The following is a 20,132-nucleotide window of genomic DNA, read 5'->3' as shown; positions in this document are numbered from 1 at the left end:
ACGTCGCGGTCACCACGGCAGGAACACATGGATGTCCTTGCCCTCGTCGTCGACGACGACGCTGACCTGCGTGCACAGCGTGTGCACCAGATGCCAGCCGATGCCGCCGCCGCTCGTGCGCGGATGGAAGGGCCGCGGTTCCGGCTTGGTGGTGCTCGTGTCGCGCATCGTCACATGCACGCCGTCGAAGGTGCGGCGCATCCGCAGACCGAACGGCCCGGGCGCGTACTGGATCACGTTCGCGGCCAGCTCCGTCACCACCAGCAGTATGTCGTCCCAGTACTCGGGCGCGGCGGGCGGCGCCTGCGTGGCGAGCGCGCAGAGGAAGTCCTCCGCGGCGAGCCGGGCCTCCGTGACGTTGCGCAGCTCACCGGCGAAGGAGAAGGTGCGCTCGTACCCGTCCTCCGCGGGCGGTGTGTCGTCCCCACGTGGCTGCGTCGCCATCTCACAATCCCCGGTCCTGGGCGGTCGGGGGCGCGGCGGAACCCCCCGGCCAGGACGGCTGTCGGTGCCGATCTCATTCTGTGCTGCGAGTTCCCGCAGCCGGGCGGGATATCCGTCCGTCCCGGTTCATGCCCCTGCGGATGCCCCGACCCGGTGGACGGCGTCAGCGGAAGACGTCGTCCGGCTCGTCCCAGTCCGCCGGCTCCTGCGCGACCCGCGCCGTCCGGGACCGCGCCTGGTACATCGCGTCGATCTCGGCGGCGTAGTGCCGCACGATCACGTCCCGGCGCAGCTTCATCGACGGGGTGAGCAGTCCGTTGTCCGGGGCGAACGGCTCCGGGAGCACCCGGTAGACCCGGATGGACTCCGCGCGGGAGACGGCGCTGTTGGCGGAGGCGACGGCCCGCGCTATCTCCTCCCGCAGCGCGTTCTCCTCACGGCTCTCCCGGCCCGGGCTGTCGCCCTGGAGCGCCAGGGAGCCCCGCCAGTGCGCGAGGAAGTCCGGGTCCAGGGTGATCAGGGCGCCGACACAGGGCCGGTCGTCGCCGAGCACGACCGCCTGGTGGACCAGTGGATGCATGCGCAGCCGCTGCTCCAGCGGGGCCGGGGCGACGCTCTTGCCGCCGCTGGTGACGATGACGTCCTTCTTGCGCCCGGTGATCGTCAGATAGCCCTCGGAGTCCAGCCGTCCGATGTCCCCGGTGGCCAGCCAGCCGCCGCGCAGCGCGGCCCGCGTCGCCGGCTCGTCCCCGACGTAGCCCTGGAACACCGACGGGCCGCGCACCAGGATCTCCCCGTCGTCGGCCACCTGGACCTCGGTGCCCGGCAGCGGCCGGCCGACCGTACCGGACTTCTCCCGGCCGAGCGGCTGCATGGTGATCCCGCCGGAGGACTCGGTGAGGCCGTACCCGTCGTGGACGAACACCCCGATGCCCTCGTAGAACAGGCTCAGTTCACGGCTGAGCGAGGAACCGCCGGAGGTGCCGCGCACCACCCGCCCGCCGAGCGCCGCGCGCAGCCTGCGGTACACCGTCCGCTCGTACAGGGCGTGCTGCAGCCTCAGCTCGAAGCCGGGCCCCGGCCCGGTGCCCAGCCGCTGGCGCTCCAGTGCCTGGGCGAAGTCCCGCGCGGTCTGCGCGGCCCGCTCGAAGAGGGCACCCCGGCCCGCCTCTTCGGCCGCCTGCAGGAACTTCTTGTAGAGCTTCTCGAACACCGACGGCACGCCGTACAGATACGTCGGCCGGAACGTGGTCAGCGCCGACGCCAGCGACGCCCCGGTCAGCTCCGGCTCGTGCGCCATCAGGGCGCCGCCGCGCACGCACATCAGCATGATCATGAGGCCGTACACATGGGAGAACGGCAGAAAGGCCAGCACGGAGGGCTGTACGCCGGGCGGGGCCGCGGTGTGCAACCAGCCGGCCAGCAGCGTGTCGCAGGGGTAGGCGAGGTTGCGGTGGCTCAGCGCGCAGCCCTGGGGACGGCCCGAGGTGCCGGAGGTGTAGACGACCGCGGCGGTGGCGTCCGGCAGCACGATCCGGCGCAGCGACTCCACCGTGGTGTCCGGTACGACCGTGCCCCGCTCGACGAGTTCGGACAGCGCGCCCGCGTCCAGCTGCCAGACGTGGCGCAGCCGCGGCAGCCCGGTGCACACCGTGCCGACGGTCATGACGCCCTGCTCGTCCTCCAGGACCACGGCCACACAGCCGGCGTCCCGCAGGATCCACTCGACCTGGTCCCGTGAGGAGGCCGGATGGATCGGCACGACCTCGGCGCCCACGGCCCACAGCGCATGGCTGAACACGGTCCACTCGTAGCGGGTGCGGGACATCAGGGCCACCCGGTGGCCGGGGGAGATCCCGACGGCGATCAGGCCCTTGGCCAGGTCGACCACCTGGTCGCGCAGCTCGACGGCCGTCACCTCCTGCCACACGGTGGCGGCGGGATCCACGCGATGGGCGAGCACCGGCAGGGCGGGACTGCGCTCCGCGGTGTCGAAGACGCTGTCGGCGAGGCCGCCGGTGAGTGGCGCGGCAACGGCGGGAGCGAGGGCGACGTCGCGCATGCGCTGCTCCTGGATGTACAGAGGGTCACCGCCGATCGGCTCAGTGTCGGCGGTGCTCGAATGTAGCCCAGCGGACCGCGTTCGGTGCCGGGAACGGGGAAGTCGTGATCGACTGATGATGTGGACGTGTCCCGGGGACTCGGCAGACATGAGTCATGTGAACCCCGATCCCGAACCCGAGCGGACCACCGGGCTGGAGCCCGGCGGCTCGGTTCCGCCCGGCGAGACGCCGCCCGCCGAGAGCAGCCTGCCCGGGGCCGGGCCCCGTGAGACGCACAATCCACCCCGGGGCTGGGCCAAGGCGCCGCTGACGCTGATCCTCGTGCTCGTCGTACTCGTCGCGCTGTTCTTCCTGGCCTACGCCCTGGTGCTGATCGTCTGACCGCGGGCGGTCAGCCCTGGGTACGCCGGACGCACTCGGTGACGACCCCCCGCAGGCCGCCGCCGTGCTCCAGGAGTCGGCGCTGCTCGCGCGCCCCGTTGCCGCGGCGCAGGAGTTCCGTGATGCCCTGCTCCGCGCGGTCCGCGTCGCCGGCGGCGGAGAGCGCGTCCTGGGTGTACGTCAGCAGCGACCGCAGCACCTGCGGGGCGGGTTCGGGCCGCATGGCCGCCGGGTCGAGCAGATTCTCCTCCAGGCCGAACCGGGCGGCCTGCCAGTCGGCGAGCCGCAGCAGGCTCACGCTGTGGCCGGGCGCCGGGCGGCCGGCCCGCCAGTCCCGCGCGGCCGTCTCCACGAGCGCCCGGGTCAGCGTTGCGATCAGCACGGCGGTGTCCGCACCGAGACACACGTCCGCCACCCGGACCTCCACGGTCGGATAGCGGGCGGACAGCCGCGCGTCGAAGTAGACCATCCTCTTGTCCAGCAGGGCACCGGTTGCCACCATCTCCGCCACCCGCCGGTGATACCGCTCGGGGGACCCGAACGGCTCGGTCGGCCCGGCCGACGGCCAGCGGTTCCACACCCGGCTGCGATAGCTGGCGTAGCTCGTGTCCCGGCCCTGCCAGAACGGCGAGTTCGCACTGATCGCGCGCAGTACCGGGAGCCATGGGCGGATCCGGTCGAGGACGGCGATGCCCTCGTCGTCGGACTCCACGCACACATGCACATGGCAGCCGCACACCAGCTGCTCCCAGGTCGGTATCCCGTAGTGCTCGGCCAGCCACTCGTACCGCTCGTTCACGCTGAGGGCGGGGCTGACCGGCAGGGGAGAGGTGGCCAGCGCCGCGACCGTGCAGCCGAGCTCCCCGGCGTGCCGCGCCGCCTCCTTGCGACAGCGCACGATCTCCTCGCCGAGGTCCGCCATGTTCGCCTGTGGATGCGTGGCGAACTCCAGCATCTGCCGGAACAGCTCCTTCTCGAAGACGTGCTGCCCCGGATCGTCATGGGCGACCCGGGCGAGGACGGCCGCCGCCAGCGCCTTCGGTTCGCCGGTTTCCGGGTCGACCAGAAGGAGTTCCTCCTCCACTCCCACGGTGCGCACGTGGTGCCACCCTTCCGTGTCCATGCCACGACGGGCAGGCCAGGTTCTACGCCCCCCGACTGCCCCTGGGCGGGCCGCCGACACCTGTGGTTTTCAGTGCTCGGGCGCCAGCCAGACCGTGGCGAGCGGCGGCAGCGTGAGCTTCAGGAACCCGTCCTCGGGCTTCAGCAGCCCCCGGTCGCCGACCCCGCTGCCGCCGTAGCGGACGTCGTCGGTGTTCAGCTCCTCCTGCCAGGCGGTGATCTCGTCGGGTACCCACAGCCGGTAGTCGTGCCGTACCACCGGGGAGAAGTTCGACACCGCGAGCAGGGGGGAACCGTCGGCGGCGAAGCGCAGGAAGGCGAAGACGTTGTCGTCCGCCGCGTCGCACAGCACCCACCGGAACCCGCCCGGGTCGGAGTCCCGCTGCCACAGCGCCGGCGTCGCCCGGTACGCGGCGTTCAGGTCCCGCACCAGATCCTGCACGCCCCGGTGGTCCCCGGCCGAGTGGTAGTCGTCGTCGAGCAGCCACCACTCGGGGCCGTGCGCCTCGGACCACTCCGCCCCCTGGGCGAACTCCTGCCCCATGAACAACAGCTGCTTGCCGGGATGGGCCCACATGAAGCCCAGATAGGCGCGGTGGGTGGCCCGCCGCTGCCACCAGTCGCCGGGCATCTTCGACACCAGCGCCTGCTTGCCGTGCACCACCTCGTCGTGGGAGATCGGCAGCACATAGTTCTCGCTGTAGGCGTACACCATCGAGAAGGTCATCTCGTTGTGGTGGTACTTGCGGTGCACCGGCTCCTTCTGGATGTACTGCAGCGAGTCGTGCATCCAGCCCATGTTCCACTTCAGCCCGAAGCCGAGCCCACCGCTGTCCGTCGGCCGGGTCACCCCGTCCCAGGCGGTGGACTCCTCCGCGATGGTCACCACGCCCGGGCAGCGCCGGTAGACGGTGGCGTTCATCTCCTGCAGGAAGGCGACCGCGTCCAGGTCCTCCCGCCCGCCGAACACGTTCGGCTCCCACTGGCCGGAGTCCCGCGAGTAGTCGAGGTAGAGCATCGAGGCGACGGCGTCCACCCGCAGCCCGTCGATGTGGAACTCCTGGCACCAGTACACCGCGTTGGCGACCAGGAAGTTGCGCACCTCGGTGCGGCCGTAGTCGAACTCGTACGTCCCCCAGTCCGGGTGCTCGGCGCGCGTCGCGTTCCCGGGCTCGTACAGCGGATCCCCGTCGAACCTGGCCAGCGCCCAGTCGTCCTTGGGAAAGTGTGCCGGCACCCAGTCCATGATCACGCCGAGGCCGGCCCGGTGCAGCGCGTCCACCAGGTACCTGAAGTCGTCCGGGGAACCGAGGCGGGGCGTCGGCGCGTAGTAGGAGGTGACCTGGTAGCCCCAGGAGCCGCTGAACGGATACCCGGCGACCGGCATCAGCTCGACATGTGTGAAGCCCATCTCCTTGACGTAGTCCGGGAGTTCCTCGGCCAATTGACGATACGTCAGTCCAGGTCGCCAGGACGGCAGATGAACCTCGTACACCGAGAACGGCGCCTGGTGCACGGGCGTGTCGCCCCGGTGGGCCATCCACTCCGCGTCGCCCCACTCGTACCGCGAGACCGCGACGACCGATGCCGTGTCCGGCGGCACCTCCGTGCACCGGGCCATCGGGTCGGCCTTGAGGAACCGATGGCCGTAACGCGAGGTGATCTCGAACTTGTAGCGGGCGCCCTCGCCGATCCCGGGCAGGAACAGCTCCCACACACCGGACGCGCCCAGCGACCGCATCGGGTACTGCGTGCCGTCCCAGTAGGTGAAGTCCCCGGCCACCCGCACCCCCTGGGCGTTGGGCGCCCACACGGTGAAGCGGGTGCCGGTCACGCCCTGGTGCGTCATCGGCTCCGCACCGAGCGCCTGCCACAGCTGCTCGTGCCGGCCCTCCCGGATCAGATGCAGGTCCAGCTCGCCCAGGGCGGGCAGGAAGCGGTACGGATCGTGCACCTCCTGCTCGGCGTCGTCGTAGGTCACCAGCAGCGTGTACGACGGGATCTCCGGGTAGGCCAGGACGGCCGCGAAGAGACCGTCGCCCTCCGAGCGCAGCGGGTTGCGCATCCCGTCGACCACGACGCTCACCGCGCGCGCGTTCGGGCGCAGGGCCCGGAACAGCGTGCCGCCCGGCACCGGATGGGCGCCGAGCAGGGCGTGCGGATCGTGGTGGGCGCCGCCCAGCAGCCGGCCGCGATCGGCCGCGTCGAGAGGCAGGGCCACGGCCGGCACGGGGCCGGCGGTCTCCGGGAGCGAGGTGTCGCGCAGAGCCATGACGTCATCCTCCCCACACGGCGAGCCGCTTGATCGCCGCCATCGGTACCGGCAGCCAGTCCGGCCGGTGTCTCGCCTCGTACAGCACCTCGTAGACCGCCCTGTCCGTCTCGTGCGCGCGCAGCAGCGCGTGCTTCTTGCGTGGATCCCAGCCGGCGCGGGCCGCGTAGCCCGCGCAGAACGCCTCCCGGCAGCGGCGCGCCCATTCGGGTCGCCAGGGGCGGCGCTGCCGGGCCGCGTAGTCGAAGGAGCGCAGCATCCCCGCCACGTCCCGCACCGGGGACTGCGGGATCTGCCGCTCGGCGAGCGGCCGGGACGGCTCGCCCTCGAAGTCGATGACGAACCAGTCGCGGCCGGCCTGCAGCACCTGCCCGAGGTGCAGATCGCCGTGGATGCGCTGTGCGGGCGGCCCGGAGTCGCAGGTGGCGAGCGCACCGAACGCGGCCCGCAGCCCCGGCACGAAGGGCAGCAGCCCCGGCACGGCGTGCGCGGCCGCGTCCAGCCGTGCGCACATCGCCTCGGCCGTACGGCCGTTCTCGCTCGGCCCGGCCGGCGGGAACGCCTCGGCCAGCGCGAGGTGTACCTCGGCCATGGCCCGGCCCAGTGCCCGGGCCTCGGCGGTGAAGTCGTCGCCGGCGGCGAGCGCGTGCAGCGCCAGCGTCCAGCCGTCGGTCGCGTCCGGCAAGAACGGTTGCAGCACGCCGAGCGTGGCCGGCTGCGGCGCGGACGTACGGAACCAGGCCACCGGCGCCGGCACCCGGGTGCACCCCTGCGCGGCCAGCGCGGCCGTCACCTCCAGGTCCGGGTTGACGCCCGGCTGGATCCGGCGGAAGACCTTCAGGATGTAGGCGTCGCCGTACACGATCGACGAGTTGGACTGCTCGGCGTCCAGCAGGCGCGGCGGCAGACCGCCGGGCAGATGGGCGGCCGGGTCGACCTCGAACCGCAGCGGCCCGACCGCTCCGGGCTGCCGCAGCCGCTCCAGCAGCAGGTTGGCCGAGCGCGGGTCGTGCAGCGCGTCGTACACCGCGAGCCCGGCGAACGGGCCCCGTTCGGCCCGCCCGATGTAGGCCCGCTCCAGTCGCGGGTTGAGGTGTTCGCGCAGGCCGAGCAGCAGTTGGTAGCAGTCACCGGGCGGGGGAGTGCCGCCCGGTGTGGGCACGGGCGCGTGCGAGGCGTGCACCAGCAGATGCAGACATCCCGGGAACAGCTCGGTCAAGGAGAGCACTGTCAGATCGGTGACGGGCCGGTCCTTGCCCGCGAACCACCGTTGCCTCGGCAGCCACTGGCGCAGCAGCTCGCCCAGCGAGACCTGCGGCCCGTCGAGGCCGACCGCGGTTCTCGGTCGGTCAGTGATGGTCTTCGGCATGGTGACGCGTCCTTTCCTCGGCGCCGCTCGTTCAGCGGCGGCGGCCGATGCGGGATGCGACTCGGGTGAGCCGGAACCAGTAGAAGCCATGGCCTTGCAGGGTCAGCAGGTAGGGAAGTTCACCGATGGCGGGGAAGCGCACCCCGCCGATCAGCTCGACCGGGTGCCGGCCGTCGTAGGTCCGCAGGTCGAGCTCGGTGGGCTGGGCGAAGCGGGAGAAGTTGTTGACGCACAGCACCAGGTCGTCGCCGTACTCGCGCAGGAACGCCAGGACCGCCGGGTTGGAGGACTGCAGTTCGGTGAACGAGCCGAGTCCGAAGGCGGGATTCTGCTTGCGGATCTCGATCATGCGCCGGGTCCAGTGCAGCAGCGACGACGGCGACGACATCGACGCCTCGACGTTGGTGACCTGGTAGCCGTAGACCGGGTCCATGATCGTCGGCAGGTACAGGCGTCCCGGATCGCTGGTCGAGAAGCCGGCGTTGCGGTCCGGGGTCCACTGCATCGGGGTGCGCACGGCGTCGCGGTCGCCGAGCCAGATGTTGTCACCCATGCCGATCTCGTCGCCGTAGTAGAGGATCGGCGAGCCGGGCAGGGACAGCAGCAGGGCGGTGAACAGCTCGATCTGGTTGCGGTCGTTGTCGAGGAGGGGAGCGAGCCGCCGCCTGATCCCGATGTTGGCGCGCATCCGCGGGTCCTTGGCGTACTCGGCCCACATGTAGTCGCGCTCTTCGTCGGTGACCATTTCGAGGGTCAGCTCGTCGTGGTTGCGCAGGAAGATGCCCCACTGGCACTTCGAGGGGATGGCCGGTGTCTTGGCGAGGATCTCGGAGACGGGGTAGCGGGATTCCCGCCGTACGGCCATGAAGATGCGCGGCATCACCGGGAAGTGGAACGCCATGTGGCACTCGTCGCCGCCGGAGGAGTAGTCCCCGAAGTAGTCGACGACGTCCTCCGGCCACTGGTTGGCCTCCGCGAGCAGCACGGTGTCGGGGTACATCGCGTCGATCTCGCGGCGGACCCGCTTCAGGAACTCGTGGGTCGCCGGCAGGTTCTCGCAGTTGGTGCCCTCCTCGGCGTAGAGGTAGGGCACCGCGTCGAGCCGGTAGCCGTCGATCCCGAGGTCCAGCCAGAACCTGAGGGCCGCCAGGATCTCCTCCTGCACGGCCGGGTTCTCGTAGTTGAGGTCGGGCTGGTGCGAGAAGAAGCGGTGAAAGTAGTACTGGCCGCGCACCGGGTCGAAGGTCCAGTTGGAGGCCTCGGTGTCGACGAAGATGATCCGGGCGTCCTCGTACTGCTTGTCGTCGTCGGCCCACATGTAGTAGTCCCCGTACGGGCCGTCGGGGTTCTTGCGGGACTCCTGGAACCACGGGTGCTGGTCGCTGGTGTGGTTCATGACGAAGTCGATGATCACGCGCATGCCGCGCTGGTGGGCGGCGTCCACGAACTCCACGAAGTCGGCGAGGTCACCGAACTCGGGCAGTACGGCGGTGTAGTCGGAGACGTCGTAACCGCCGTCCCGAAGCGGTGACTTGAAGAACGGCGGCAGCCACAGGCAGTCCACGCCGAGCCACTGCAGATAGTCCAGCTTGGCGGTCAGACCCTTCAGGTCACCGATGCCGTCGCCGTTGCTGTCCTGGAAGGAGCGGACCAGGACCTCGTAGAAGACGGCGCGTTTGAACCACTCCGGGTCCCGGTCCTTGACGGGCGTGTCCTCGAAGGTGTCGGGTACGGGCTCGTTGACGGTCATGAGGCCGCGGGCCCTCCGTTCCGGGGCGTCGACCGCCCTACGTGGAGAACATGCGCCGGCGCGCAGCCGGGCGTCAGGCGCACGTAGTTGGTCCTGCCCCAGTGGTACGTCTCACCCGTCAGTTCGTCGTGCACGGACAAGGCGGAGTTCCAGTCCAGGCCGAGTTGCGGCATGTCCAACGAGACCGACGCCTCCTGGGTGTGGTGCGGGTCGAGATTGACGACCACGATGACCGTGTCGGTACCCGTGCTCTTGCTGTAGGCGAGCACGGCATCGTTGTCAGTCTGGTGGAAGCGGAGGTTCCGCAGGCGCTGTAGCGCGGGGTGCTGCCGCCGGATGGTGTTGAGCCTGGTGATGAGCGGCGCGATGGTCCGGCCCTCACGCGCCGCAGCCTCCCAGTCCCGCTGCCTGAGCTGGTACTTCTCCGAGTCCAGGTACTCCTCGCTGCCCTGCCTGAGCGGGGTGTTCTCGCACAGCTCGTAGCCGCTGTAGATGCCCCAGGCGGGGGAGAGGGTCGCGGCGAGCACGGCCCGCACCTCGAAGGCCGGCCGGCCGCCGTGCTGAAGGTAGGCGTGCAGGATGTCCGGAGTGTTGGCGAAGAAGTTCGGCCGCATGTAGGCCGCGGCCTCACCCGCCAACTCGCTGGCATATTCGGTGAGTTCCTGCTTGCTGTTGCGCCAGGTGAAGTAGGTGTACGACTGCTGGAAGCCGATCTGGGCGAGGGTGTGCATCATCGCCGGGCGGGTGAAGGCCTCGGCCAGGAAGATCACGTCCGGGTCCGACGCGTTGACCTCCGCGATGACCCGCTCCCAGAAGACGACCGGCTTGGTGTGCGGGTTGTCGACGCGGAAGATGCGCACGCCGTGGCCCATCCAGTGCCGCAGGACCCGGACGGTCTCGGCGACGAGCCCGTCCATGTCCGCGTCGAAGGCGATCGGGTAGATGTCCTGGTACTTCTTCGGCGGGTTCTCCGCGTAGGCGATCGTGCCGTCCGGCCGGTGATGGAACCACTCCGGATGCTTGTGCACCCAGGGATGGTCGGGCGAGCACTGGAGCGCGAAGTCGAGAGCGACCTCAAGACCGAGTCCGCGGGCCTTTTCGACGAAGAAGTCGAAGTCCTCGAGGGTGCCGAGGCCCGGGTGGACCGCGTCGTGCCCGCCCTCGGGCGAACCGATCGCCCAGGGCACGCCCACGTCCTGCGGACCGGCGGTGAGCGTGTTGTTGGGCCCCTTGCGGAAGGTCGTGCCGATGGGATGGATCGGCGGCAGATAGACGACGTCGAAGCCCATCTCCGCGATCGACTCCAGCCGGCGCACGGCCGTACGGAACGTGCCGTGCGGCTGTTCGGCCGTACCCTCCGAGCGCGGGAAGAACTCGTACCAGGAGCCGTACAGGGCCCGCTCCCGCTCCACCAGCAGCGGCATCGGGTCGGAGGCGGTGACCAGCTCCCGCAGCGGATAGCGGGTCAGCAGCGCGTCCACCTCGGGCGACAGGGCGGGCTTCAGGCGCTCGTGCACGGACAGGGAGTCGTCGCCGAGGGCCTGCGCGGCGGCGAGGACAACGTTTCGCTCCGGCCCCTTCGGCACTCCGGCGGCCGCACGTTCGTACAGCTCGGCGCCCTCCTCCAGCACCAGCCCCATGTCGATCCCGGCCGGCACCTTGACGGAGGCGGTGTGCCGCCAGGTCGCCAGCGGATGACTCCAGGCCTCCACCCGGAACGTCCAGAGGCCCGTCGCGTCCGGGGTGACGTCCGCACCCCACAGGTCACTGCCGGGGGACAGTTCCCGCATCGGCGTCCACGGGCCACGGCGGCCCTTCGGATCGCGCAGGACCACATTGGCACCCACGGCATCGTGCCCTTCACGGAACACGGTGGCCGTGACCTGGAAGGTCTCCCCGGCCACCGCTTTCGCCGGGCGCCTGCCGCACTCCACGGCCGGCCGGACGTCGCGTACCGGTACACGGCCGATGGCCGGGGTCCTGCGCATGTATCTCACCTCCGCCGTGCGCGAAGCCGGGCACCCGGCCCGGCTTCGCGATCCGAGAGGGGCCGACTCACGCCGGCCCCGATGGGAACGCCTTGTACGGTGCCAGCTCAGGGGCTTGGCGCCGTGGAACGCCGCTCCGATGGCGGCGCTCTTCTGGCCGATCGGCGCGGCCGCGGCCGTCCGTCCTGCTCGCGCAGGTAGGTGACCAGATTCGTGCGCAGATAGCGTTCGGCGGCGTCCGCGGCCTCGCGGGCGCAGCGTTTGCCCATCAGTACGCACAGCGTGTAGCCCGAGTCCTCGAAGGTGGCCCGGACCGTGCGGTCGTGGGGCGAGGCGAGCATGACGCGCTCCCACGCCCGGTAACGCCGCAACGCCCGGGCCACTTCGGCCTTGGCGGGTAGCAGCATTGCCCTCTCACCTTCCACGCTCTCGACTGGGCGCGTTCCCGACGGTCGGGTGGTGTCCGCGCACGGAAGGGCACGGCACCGTTACGGCGATCGAGGCTTTCACTTATGGTGCACGGATGACGACGCAGCGTCTTGTTGGATCTTCAACGACGATGGGTGTCGGTCCTCGTGTTGCACGAATGGCGTAGTGCGGTCACCGTGGAGGTGACTCAGAAGCGATCAGCGCTCACGCTATGTGTCCGGGATCCCTCCCGGACGGGCATCCGGGACCTCTCCCGGACGGGCGAGGGGAGCGAGAGCTTCGCCGGTGAGGAGCAAGCGACGATGAAGACCGCAGTGCCCTGCTACTACCACCTCGACGTGGAAGTCAGCCCGGAACGGGTGGGACAGGTCAGCCGCATCCTGGCCGCCCACCTCCGCTACTGGGACCTCGAGAACCTCGCGGTCCCCGTCTGCCGCGGCGCCGAACTGCTGCTGCGGGCGATCGACGAGCATGCGAAGGACAAGCACACCTCCATCGAGATGTGGTGGAACGGCCAGCACCTCATCACCGCCTTCGGCGACGACGACCCGGACCTGCGCCCCGACCTGGACCTGCGGTCCTGCCTGGCGGACATCGCCGCCATGAGCGACGGCTGGGGCTGCTGCGCCTCGGACACCGGCAGTAAGATCATCTGGTTCTCGCAGCGGGCCCGTGCCGGTCAGCGCGTCCCGCTGGTGCCGACCGCCCCCGCGCCGACCCTGCGGCAGGGGCTGCAGGTGCCGCGCGAGACGCCGGTGGTGGTGCTGGCCGCGCCAGCCGGACCCGTGGACGACACGCTCGCGGCGCCGGCCACCGTGGCGGCTGCTTCGGACGGCGCCCTGGAGGGCAGCCGGTGACCGCCCGCAGAACCAGGAAAGGGCTGCCCGTATGGAGCGGGCAGCCCTACCCGTTGGGTGCCGCGTTCGACGGACAGGGCACCAACTTCGCGCTGTTCAGCGAGGTGGCCGAGCGGGTCGAGCTGATCCTCGTCGACGACGCCGGCACCGGGACCCCGGTCCGGCTGCACGAGGTCGACGGATTCGTCTGGCACGCCTATCTGCCCGGCATCGCGCCGGGCCAGCGCTACGGTTACCGGGTGCACGGCCCCTGGCAGCCCTCGCTCGGCCACCGGTGCAATCCCGCGAAGCTGCTGCTCGACCCGTACGCCCGCGCCGTGGACGGCCAGATCGACAATCACGCCTCGCTGTACGAGCGCGCCCCGGACGGCCCCGCCCCCGCCGACAGCGCCGGGCACTCCATGCTGGGCGTGGTCACCGACCCGTACTTCGACTGGGGCGACGACCGCCCGCCCCGGACGCCGTACTCGGACTCGGTGATCTACGAGACCCATGTGCGCGGCATGACCCGCACCCACCCCGACGTCCCCGAGCGGCTGCGCGGCACCTACGCAGGCCTCGCCCATCCCGCCGTCATCGAGCACCTGACCTCGCTCGGCGTGACCGCGGTGGAACTGATGCCGGTGCACCAGTTCGTGCAGGACGGCGTGCTGCAGGACCGGGGTCTGTCCAACTACTGGGGCTACAACACCATCGGCTTCTTCGCGCCGCACAACGCCTACGCCGCCTTCGGCACCCTCGGTCAGCAGGTCAACGAGTTCAAGGCCATGGTGAAGGCGCTGCACGCGGCCGGCCTCGAAGTCATCCTCGACGTGGTGTACAACCACACCGCCGAGGGCAACGAGATGGGCCCCACGCTGTCCTTCCGGGGCATCGACAACGCGTCCTACTACCGCCTGGTCGACGGCGACTGGGCGCACTACTACGACACCACCGGCACCGGCAACAGCCTGCTGATGCGGCACCCTTACGTGCTCCAGCTGATCATGGATTCGCTGCGGTACTGGGTCACCGAGATGCGCGTCGACGGCTTCCGCTTCGACCTCGCGGCCACGCTGGCCCGGCAGTTCCACGAGGTGGACCGGCTCTCGGCGTTCTTCGACCTCATCCAGCAGGACCCGGTGATCAGCCGCGTCAAGCTCATCGCCGAGCCCTGGGACGTGGGGGAGGGCGGCTACCAGGTCGGCAACTTCCCGCCGCTGTGGTCGGAGTGGAACGGCAAGTACCGGGACGCCGTACGGGACTTCTGGCGGGGCGAGCCGGGTTCGCTCGGCGAGTTCGCCTCCCGGCTGACCGGCTCCTCCGACCTGTACCAGCACAGCAGACGCCGGCCCCGCGCCAGCGTCAACTTCGTCACCGCGCACGACGGTTTCACCCTGCGCGACCTGGTGTCGTACAACGACAAGCACAACGAGGCCAACGGCGAGGACAACCGGGACGGCGAGAGCCACAACCGGTCCTGGAACTGCGGCGTCGAGGGCGCCACCAGGGACCCGGCCGTCCTCGAACTGCGCGCCCGGCAGCAGCGCAATCTGCTGGCCACGCTGCTGCTGTCGCAGGGCATCCCGATGCTCTGCCACGGCGACGAGTTCGGACGCACCCAGCAGGGCAACAACAACGCCTACTGCCAGGACAACGAGATCTCCTGGGTCGACTGGGAGCTGACGGGGGAGCAGCGCAGCCTCGCGGAGTTCACCCGGCATCTGATCGCCCTGCGCGCCGCGCATCCAGTGCTGCGGCGCCGCCGCTTCTTCCGCGGTGAGACCCCGACCCATGCCAGGCAACCGCTGCCCGACCTGATGTGGCTCAGGCCCGACGCCCGCGAGATGACCGGCCGGGACTGGCAGCGCGACGATGCGCACTCAGTGGGGGTGTTCCTCAACGGCGACGCCATCGCCGAACGTGACGCCCACGGTCGCCGGATGGTCGACGACTCCTTTCTGCTGCTCGTCAACGGCTACTGGGAACCGGTCGACTTCCGGCTGCCCGACGACGCCTTCGGCGAGCGTTGGACAACCCTGATCGACACCGCCGACCCGGACGGCATCCCCGACGAGCGCGAACGCAAGGCCGGCACGCGGCTTCGCGTGGAGGCCCGCAGTCTGATCCTGCTGTCGCGTCCGTCGCGCGTGGTGAGTTGAGCGGCTGTCCGGCTCAGCGCATTCGGCGTGACGTCACCGTGAACTGGGCGCCGTCCGCGTCCCGCAGGATCGCCTCGTTCTCGTCCTCGCTGAGCACGCTGCCGCCGTGCTTCTCCGCCGCCCGGGCGCAGTCCGTGACGTCCGCGACGGCGAAGTGGATCTGCCAGTGCGGCCGGACGGAAGGATCCGGTGCCGACTCCACCGCACCCGAGTCGATGCGCGCCACGATGTCGCCCTGGCTGCGCAGCACCACCTCGCCGCCCGCGTACTCCACCTCGCAGCAGCCCGGCAGCCCGGACGCCCAGTCGAGGATCTCGCCGTAGAACATCGCGGCGTCGAAGGCGTCGCGGGTGTGCAGCCGGATGAACGTCGGTGCCGCCCGCCGCCACGCCTCCCAGTTGGCGACCAGCTCCCCCTGCCAGATGCCGAAGGTGGCCCCGTCCCGGTCGGCGAGCAGCGCGGCACGGCCCGGCGGGAAGGACAGCGGCCCGACGGCCGCCGTACCGCCGCGCTCGCGGACCCGGGACACCGCCACGTCGGCGTCCGGCACGGCGAAGTACGGCGTCCAGGCCACGGCCATCTGCCACATGGCGGCGACCGCTGCGATCCCCGCCACCGGCACTCCGTCCGCCAGCGCGATCCGGAAGTGCTCGCCGAGTTTCGCGCCGCGCCAGCGCCAACCGAGGACAGCCGCGTAGAAGTCCTGGGTGGCCTCCAGGTCACGGCTGGTCAGGCTCACCCAGCACGGGGCGCCGAAGACGGAGTGGGTGGAGACGACGTCTCGCCTGCGCGGTCCACCACTGACGGGGGTGTTGTGGTTCATGTCCGTCGCGTCCTGCTCTCGGGGCCGGGCGGCCACCGCTCTCGCACCAGTGTCCAACCGGAAGGGGGTCGGCTGCCTGTCGAGTACCCCCGGTGGCATCGGTGCAGGCCGGCGAGCACGATGGGGACATGGGAGCGAACGAGCCCGACAGGCTCTCCGCGCTGCAGGCCGAGGTCGACCAGATGAAGGAGGCCGTGGTCTCCCACGCGGTCGTCGACCAGGCGATCGGGATGGTGGTGGCCCTGGGCAGGGTGACCCCGGACGAAGGCTGGGAGGTGCTGCGGGATGTCTCCCAGCACACCAACATCAAGCTGCGCAACATCGCGGAGCTGATCCTCATCTGGGGGCGCCGGGGCGACATCCCGCCCGATGTCCGCGCCGAACTGGAGGACGCCCTGGACCGGTACGGCCCGACGCAGGTGCCCGGGTCCTCGGAGGAGTGAGCGCCGGCGGGGCTTCGCCCACCGCGCCAGGGACCGGCGGAATCAGCGGGCTTCGGCGAGCAGTTCCTCGCGCAGCCGCTCGAAGCAGCTGCTGAGCAGCCGGGAGACATGCATCTGCGAGATGCCGAGCTGCTGGGCGATCCGGCTCTGCGTCATCCCGCGGAAGAACCGCAGATAAAGGATGACGCGCTCGCGTTCCGGCAGTGCCGCGAGACAGGGCTTGACGGCGGCCCGGTCGACCACGAGGTCGTAGCCGGGGTCGGGGCCGCCGAGGGAGTCCCCGAGGGCGTAGCCGTCGGTTCCGGCCACCTCGGCGTCCAGGGACAGCGCGGAGAAGCACTCCAGCGCCTCCATGCCGGTGCGCACCTCGTCCTCGCTGAGCCGCGTGTAGGCGGCGATCTCCGCCACGGTGGGCGGGCGTCCCGAGGTGCTCTGGGCCAGTTCCTTGCCGGCGGAGCGGACCCGGTTGCGCAGGTCCTGCACCCGGCGCGGCACGTGCAGGGTCCACATGTGGTCGCGGAAGTGGCGCTTGATCTCACCGGTGATGGTGGGCACGGCATACGCCTCGAAGGCGCGGCCACGCTCGGGGTCGTAGTGGTCGACGGCCTTCACCAGACCCAGCGCGGCCACCTGGTACAGGTCCTCCAGGGTCTCCCCGCGGCCACGGAACCGCACGGCGATCCGCTCGGCCATGGGCAGCCACAAGCGGACCAGTTCATCACGCAGCGCCCGCCGCTCGGGGCCGTCGGACAGCTTCGCGAGCCGTTCGAAGGACTCCACCGTGTCGGGGGCGTCGTCGTGGGGATGGGAGGTCGTACTGCCGGTGACGGGCATGGTGCGCACCTCTCTCAGCAGGTGCTGGAAGTACAGACACCGTGGGAGGCGCGCTCGGACCGGGGAAGGGGAAGCGGGGCGGCGGCAAAGAGCCGACTCCCACGGACGTGCCTCCGGTCCGAAGCACTGTCCACCCCTTTCCCGCTCCCGGACATCGCAAAACAATTAAGTACAAATGGGATGCGCTCAGGTCGATCCTTGACCTCTACTTGGCGCCCATTACCTCTGTGACAGAGGTAATCTTCTGGTGTGGAAACCGAGACGGCGCAGCGAGCGGCAAGGGACTCGGAGACCTTCCCGGAGGAGTTGGCTGACGCGTTGGTGCGCATCCAGCGGCTGATCCGGCGGCGGTTGCGCGGTGGGCTGAGCGTGCCCCGGCTGCGCGGCGCCGAGGTGGAACTGCTCCGGCTGGTCGAGTCCCGGCCCGGCATCGGCATCTCGGACGCGGCGAGGGCCCTGCACCTGGCGGGCAACTCCGTGTCGACCCTGGTCAACCAGCTCGTCCGGGACGGATACCTGCTCCGCGAGACCGACCCCGCCGACCGGCGCGCGGCCCGGCTGCAGTTGACCGCTGCCGCCGGCAAACGGCTGGACGACTGGAAGCGGCGCCGGGCCGAACTGGTCGGCCGGCATGTGTCCCGGCTCGACGACACCGACCGGGAGGCCCTGCGCGCGGCCCTGCCGGCGCTGCGCAGGCTGGCGGCCGGCCTGCACGAGGAGGCCGAGGAGCCATGACGGAGACCGGCGACCATGACGGAGGCCCGGAGGCCATGACGAGGGACAGCACCGAGCACCCGGGAAGCGCAGTCGGCACGGCCGCCGGCTCCGGCGATTCCGCGGACATCCCTGGCGAGGCCGTCGGCACCGCTGACCGGCCAGGAGACGGCGTGGACAGCGCCGACGGTCTCGGCGACACAGCGGCCACCGGCCCCGCCAGGGGCGGGGCCGTGAATACCGCCGGCAGGCCTGGCGACTGCGTGGACACCGCTGACCGTCTCGGCGGCGCAGGGGCCGCCACCGACACTGCCGGCGGCTGCGTGGACACTGCCGGCAGCCCCGGCGGCTGCGTGGACACCGCCGGCAGCCCCGGCGACTCCGCTGCCGCCGCGGGCGCCGACGCACCCGTCGCAGCCGTCGAGGCCGACGCGAAACCCGGCGCACCCACCACAGCCGGCGGCACCACTGGAAGCGTCAGCGCTGCCCGTGAACCCGCCGATGCCGTGGGTGCAGCCGCCGAACCCGTGGGCCCTGGGGTCGCCCCCGGCGCGGACGCCGGCGTCGTCGGTTCAGGTGCCGAGGCCGTAGGTCGCGGGGTTGCCCCCGCCCCGGACACGGACGCCCTTGGTTCGATGGCCGAAGCCGCGCGACGCGCGCCACGCCCCGCCTCGGACACCGACACCGTCGGTACGGCTGCCGAAGCCGCGCGCAGCGCGCCCGGTCCCGCCCCGGTCGTCGACGCCGTCAGCTGTGACCGGCTCGTCTACGCCTTCGGTGACACCAATGCCGTCGACGGGCTCGATCTGGGTGTCCGGGAGGGGGAGGTGTTCGGGTTGCTCGGGCCCAATGGCGCCGGGAAGACCACCGCCATCCGCTGCATCACCACCCTGCTGCCCGTCCCCGCCGGCATGGTCGGCGTCTTCGGGCACGACGCCGCCAAGGAGCGGATGGCGGTGCGCCGGCTGCTCGGCTACGTCCCGCAGCAGCTGTCCGCCGACAGTGGGCTGACCGGCCGGGAGAACGTCGCCCTGTTCGCCCGTGTCTTCGACGTGCCCCGCCGCGAGCGTGCCGAACGGGTCAGTCAGGCACTGGCCGCCGTCGGCCTCGCGGATGCCGCCGACCGGCTCGCCGGGACCTACTCCGGTGGCATGGTCCGCCGCCTGGAACTGGCCCAGGCGCTGGTCAGTGCTCCCCGGCTGCTGATCCTCGACGAGCCGACCATCGGCCTCGACCCGATCGCCCGCACCGGCGTCTGGGAGCACATCAACGCCGTCCGCGCGGCGACCGGGATGACCGTCCTCGTCACCACCCACTACATGGACGAGGCCGACCAGTACTGCGACCGGGTCGGCCTGATGCACCGGGGCCGCATCCGCGCCCTCGGCACCCCGGCCGAGCTGCGCCGAGGCCTCGCCGAACGCCTGGGCACCGACACCCTGCCCACGCTGGAGGACGTCTTCCGCGACGTCGCCGGCAGCGGCCTCGACGACCACTCCGGAGGAGGTTTCCGCGATGTCCGCAGCACCCGCCGCACCGCGCGCCGAGTCGGCTGACCGCACCCCCCGCAGCGACACCGCCCTGCTGCTCAGCCCACCCGTGCCGCGCGCCGGCTGGCGGCTGCTGCCCGCGCGGGTCGTCGCCATGTGCGCCGTGGAGCTGCAGAAGCTGCGCCACGACCGCACCGAGCTGTACACCCGCGCGGTCCAGCCTGCCCTGTGGCTGCTGATCTTCGGTCAGACCTTCACCAGGATCCGGGCCATACCCACCGGCGGCGTGCCGTACATCGACTTCATGGCGCCCGGCATCATCGCCCAGTCGGCGATGTTCATCGCGATCTTCTACGGCATCCAGATCATCTGGGAACGCGACGCGGGCATCCTGAACAAGCTCCTCGTCACCCCGACCCCGCGCTCGGCCCTGATCACCGGCAAGGCGTTCGCCGCCGGGGTGAAGTCGCTGATCCAGGCGATCGTCGTGATCGTCATCGCGGCTCTGCTCGGCGTGGCCCTCACCTGGAACCCGCTGAAGCTGCTCGGTGTCGGCCTCGCCGTCGTACTCGCCTCCGCGTTCTTCTCCTGCCTGTCGATGACCATCGCCGGCATCGTGCTCAGCCGCGACCGCCTGATGGGCTTCGGGCAGGCGATCACCATGCCGCTGTTCTTCGGCTCCAACGCCCTGTACCCCGTCTCGGTGATGCCGGGCTGGCTCCAGGCCGTCAGCAAGGTCAACCCGCTGAGCTATCAGGTCGACGCCCTGCGAGGCCTGCTGCTCGGCACGCCCGCGCATCTCGGCACCGACTTCGCCGTCCTCGCGGTGGCCGCCGCCCTCGGCATCACCGCGGCCTCCTCGTTGCTCGGCCGGCTGGCCCGGTGATCTTGCCGCGGACGTGATGTGCGGCACGCACCCGTACCCCCGCCGGATGCGCCGCGAACGCATCTTTCCTGGGCAGCGCTTGATCACCGATCAAAGCGGGCGAACCCGCTGGCCACAGCGCATTCT

At 70.9% G+C, this 20,132-nt stretch carries 17 protein-coding genes; 7 read left to right on the top strand and 10 right to left on the bottom strand.

Annotated elements, in window-relative coordinates:
• Positions 1 to 9 precede the first annotated feature (9 nt).
• Both ACWCQS_RS14295 and ACWCQS_RS14290 read right to left on the bottom strand, forming a co-directional pair.
• The gene (locus tag ACWCQS_RS14295; RefSeq protein WP_451004700.1) at positions 10 to 444 is read right to left on the bottom strand and encodes an ATP-binding protein; all 435 of its coding nucleotides are present in this window, start codon (positions 442 to 444) and stop codon (positions 10 to 12) included.
• Positions 445 to 607: 163 nt separating this feature from the next.
• A complete protein-coding gene (locus ACWCQS_RS14290; protein WP_451004699.1) occupies positions 608 to 2,506 on the bottom strand; it encodes an AMP-dependent synthetase/ligase in 1,899 nt (632 codons plus the stop codon).
• Between the two features lie 148 nt (positions 2,507 to 2,654).
• On the opposite strand from ACWCQS_RS14290, the gene ACWCQS_RS14285 reads away from it, so the two are divergent.
• Positions 2,655 to 2,888 (top strand): DUF6480 family protein, encoded by a 234-nt coding sequence (locus ACWCQS_RS14285; RefSeq protein WP_388634417.1) that lies wholly within the window; start codon positions 2,655 to 2,657, stop codon positions 2,886 to 2,888.
• Between the two features lie 10 nt (positions 2,889 to 2,898).
• Here ACWCQS_RS14285 and ACWCQS_RS14280 read toward each other — a convergent pair whose 3' ends face one another.
• The 6 genes from ACWCQS_RS14280 to ACWCQS_RS14255 all read right to left on the bottom strand — a co-directional run bounded on the left by ACWCQS_RS14280 (position 2,899) and on the right by ACWCQS_RS14255 (position 11,796).
• The gene (locus ACWCQS_RS14280; protein ID WP_451004698.1) at positions 2,899 to 3,987 is read right to left on the bottom strand and encodes a glutamate--cysteine ligase 2; all 1,089 of its coding nucleotides are present in this window, start codon (positions 3,985 to 3,987) and stop codon (positions 2,899 to 2,901) included.
• A 93-nt stretch (positions 3,988 to 4,080) separates the two neighbouring features.
• Positions 4,081 to 6,282, bottom strand: a complete 2,202-nt coding sequence (gene glgB, locus ACWCQS_RS14275; protein ID WP_451004697.1) for a 1,4-alpha-glucan branching enzyme — start codon at positions 6,280 to 6,282, stop codon at positions 4,081 to 4,083.
• A gap of 4 nt (positions 6,283 to 6,286) precedes the next feature.
• A complete protein-coding gene (locus tag ACWCQS_RS14270; RefSeq protein WP_451004696.1) occupies positions 6,287 to 7,651 on the bottom strand; it encodes a maltokinase N-terminal cap-like domain-containing protein in 1,365 nt (454 codons plus the stop codon).
• A gap of 31 nt (positions 7,652 to 7,682) precedes the next feature.
• Positions 7,683 to 9,401 carry a maltose alpha-D-glucosyltransferase gene (gene treS / locus ACWCQS_RS14265; protein WP_451004695.1) on the bottom strand — a complete coding sequence of 573 codons (1,719 nt, stop codon included), beginning with the start codon at positions 9,399 to 9,401 and terminating at the stop codon, positions 7,683 to 7,685.
• Complete coding sequence (locus ACWCQS_RS14260; RefSeq protein WP_451004694.1) at positions 9,398 to 11,389, bottom strand: alpha-1,4-glucan--maltose-1-phosphate maltosyltransferase; 1,992 nt, start codon at positions 11,387 to 11,389, stop codon at positions 9,398 to 9,400. The genes treS and ACWCQS_RS14260 overlap by 4 nt, the downstream gene beginning before the upstream one ends.
• Positions 11,390 to 11,496: 107 nt before the next feature.
• On the bottom strand, positions 11,497 to 11,796 hold the full coding sequence (locus tag ACWCQS_RS14255; RefSeq protein ID WP_153541355.1) for a DUF5133 domain-containing protein: 300 nt from the start codon (positions 11,794 to 11,796) through the stop codon (positions 11,497 to 11,499).
• 324 nt (positions 11,797 to 12,120) lie between these two features.
• Here ACWCQS_RS14255 and ACWCQS_RS14250 point away from each other — a divergent pair, with 324 nt between their 5' ends.
• Both ACWCQS_RS14250 and glgX read left to right on the top strand, forming a co-directional pair.
• Complete coding sequence (locus ACWCQS_RS14250) at positions 12,121 to 12,675, top strand: pep a2 (RefSeq protein ID WP_451004693.1); 555 nt, start codon at positions 12,121 to 12,123, stop codon at positions 12,673 to 12,675.
• Entirely contained in the window at positions 12,672 to 14,816 is a 2,145-nt protein-coding gene (gene glgX, locus ACWCQS_RS14245) for a glycogen debranching protein GlgX (protein WP_451004692.1), read from the top strand. The genes ACWCQS_RS14250 and glgX overlap by 4 nt, the downstream gene beginning before the upstream one ends.
• A gap of 13 nt (positions 14,817 to 14,829) precedes the next feature.
• On the opposite strand, the gene ACWCQS_RS14240 is transcribed toward glgX, so the two are convergent.
• Positions 14,830 to 15,639 carry a VOC family protein gene (locus tag ACWCQS_RS14240; protein WP_451004691.1) on the bottom strand — a complete coding sequence of 270 codons (810 nt, stop codon included), beginning with the start codon at positions 15,637 to 15,639 and terminating at the stop codon, positions 14,830 to 14,832.
• Positions 15,640 to 15,767: 128 nt separating this feature from the next.
• Between ACWCQS_RS14240 and ACWCQS_RS14235 the strand changes: the two genes are divergently transcribed.
• A complete protein-coding gene (locus ACWCQS_RS14235) occupies positions 15,768 to 16,082 on the top strand; it encodes an ANTAR domain-containing protein (protein WP_450987539.1) in 315 nt (104 codons plus the stop codon).
• 42 nt (positions 16,083 to 16,124) lie between these two features.
• Here the strand turns inward: ACWCQS_RS14235 and ACWCQS_RS14230 are convergent, their stop codons facing one another.
• Entirely contained in the window at positions 16,125 to 16,916 is a 792-nt protein-coding gene (locus ACWCQS_RS14230) for an RNA polymerase sigma factor SigF (RefSeq protein WP_451004690.1), read from the bottom strand.
• A gap of 249 nt (positions 16,917 to 17,165) precedes the next feature.
• On the opposite strand from ACWCQS_RS14230, the gene ACWCQS_RS14225 reads away from it, so the two are divergent.
• The 3 genes from ACWCQS_RS14225 (at position 17,166) to ACWCQS_RS14215 (ending at position 20,006) form a co-directional block, all read left to right on the top strand.
• Positions 17,166 to 17,651 carry a MarR family winged helix-turn-helix transcriptional regulator gene (locus ACWCQS_RS14225; protein WP_451004689.1) on the top strand — a complete coding sequence of 162 codons (486 nt, stop codon included), beginning with the start codon at positions 17,166 to 17,168 and terminating at the stop codon, positions 17,649 to 17,651.
• 614 nt (positions 17,652 to 18,265) lie between these two features.
• Positions 18,266 to 19,186: an ATP-binding cassette domain-containing protein gene (locus tag ACWCQS_RS14220; RefSeq protein WP_451004738.1), complete on the top strand. Its 921-nt coding sequence runs from the start codon at positions 18,266 to 18,268 to the stop codon at positions 19,184 to 19,186.
• Positions 19,146 to 20,006 carry an ABC transporter permease gene (locus tag ACWCQS_RS14215; protein WP_451004688.1) on the top strand — a complete coding sequence of 287 codons (861 nt, stop codon included), beginning with the start codon at positions 19,146 to 19,148 and terminating at the stop codon, positions 20,004 to 20,006. The genes ACWCQS_RS14220 and ACWCQS_RS14215 overlap by 41 nt, the downstream gene beginning before the upstream one ends.
• Positions 20,007 to 20,132 lie beyond the last annotated feature (126 nt).

This window comes from Streptomyces sp. NPDC002076 (genome assembly GCF_053593835.1).
This window is presented reverse-complemented; position numbering and strand designations above follow the sequence as displayed.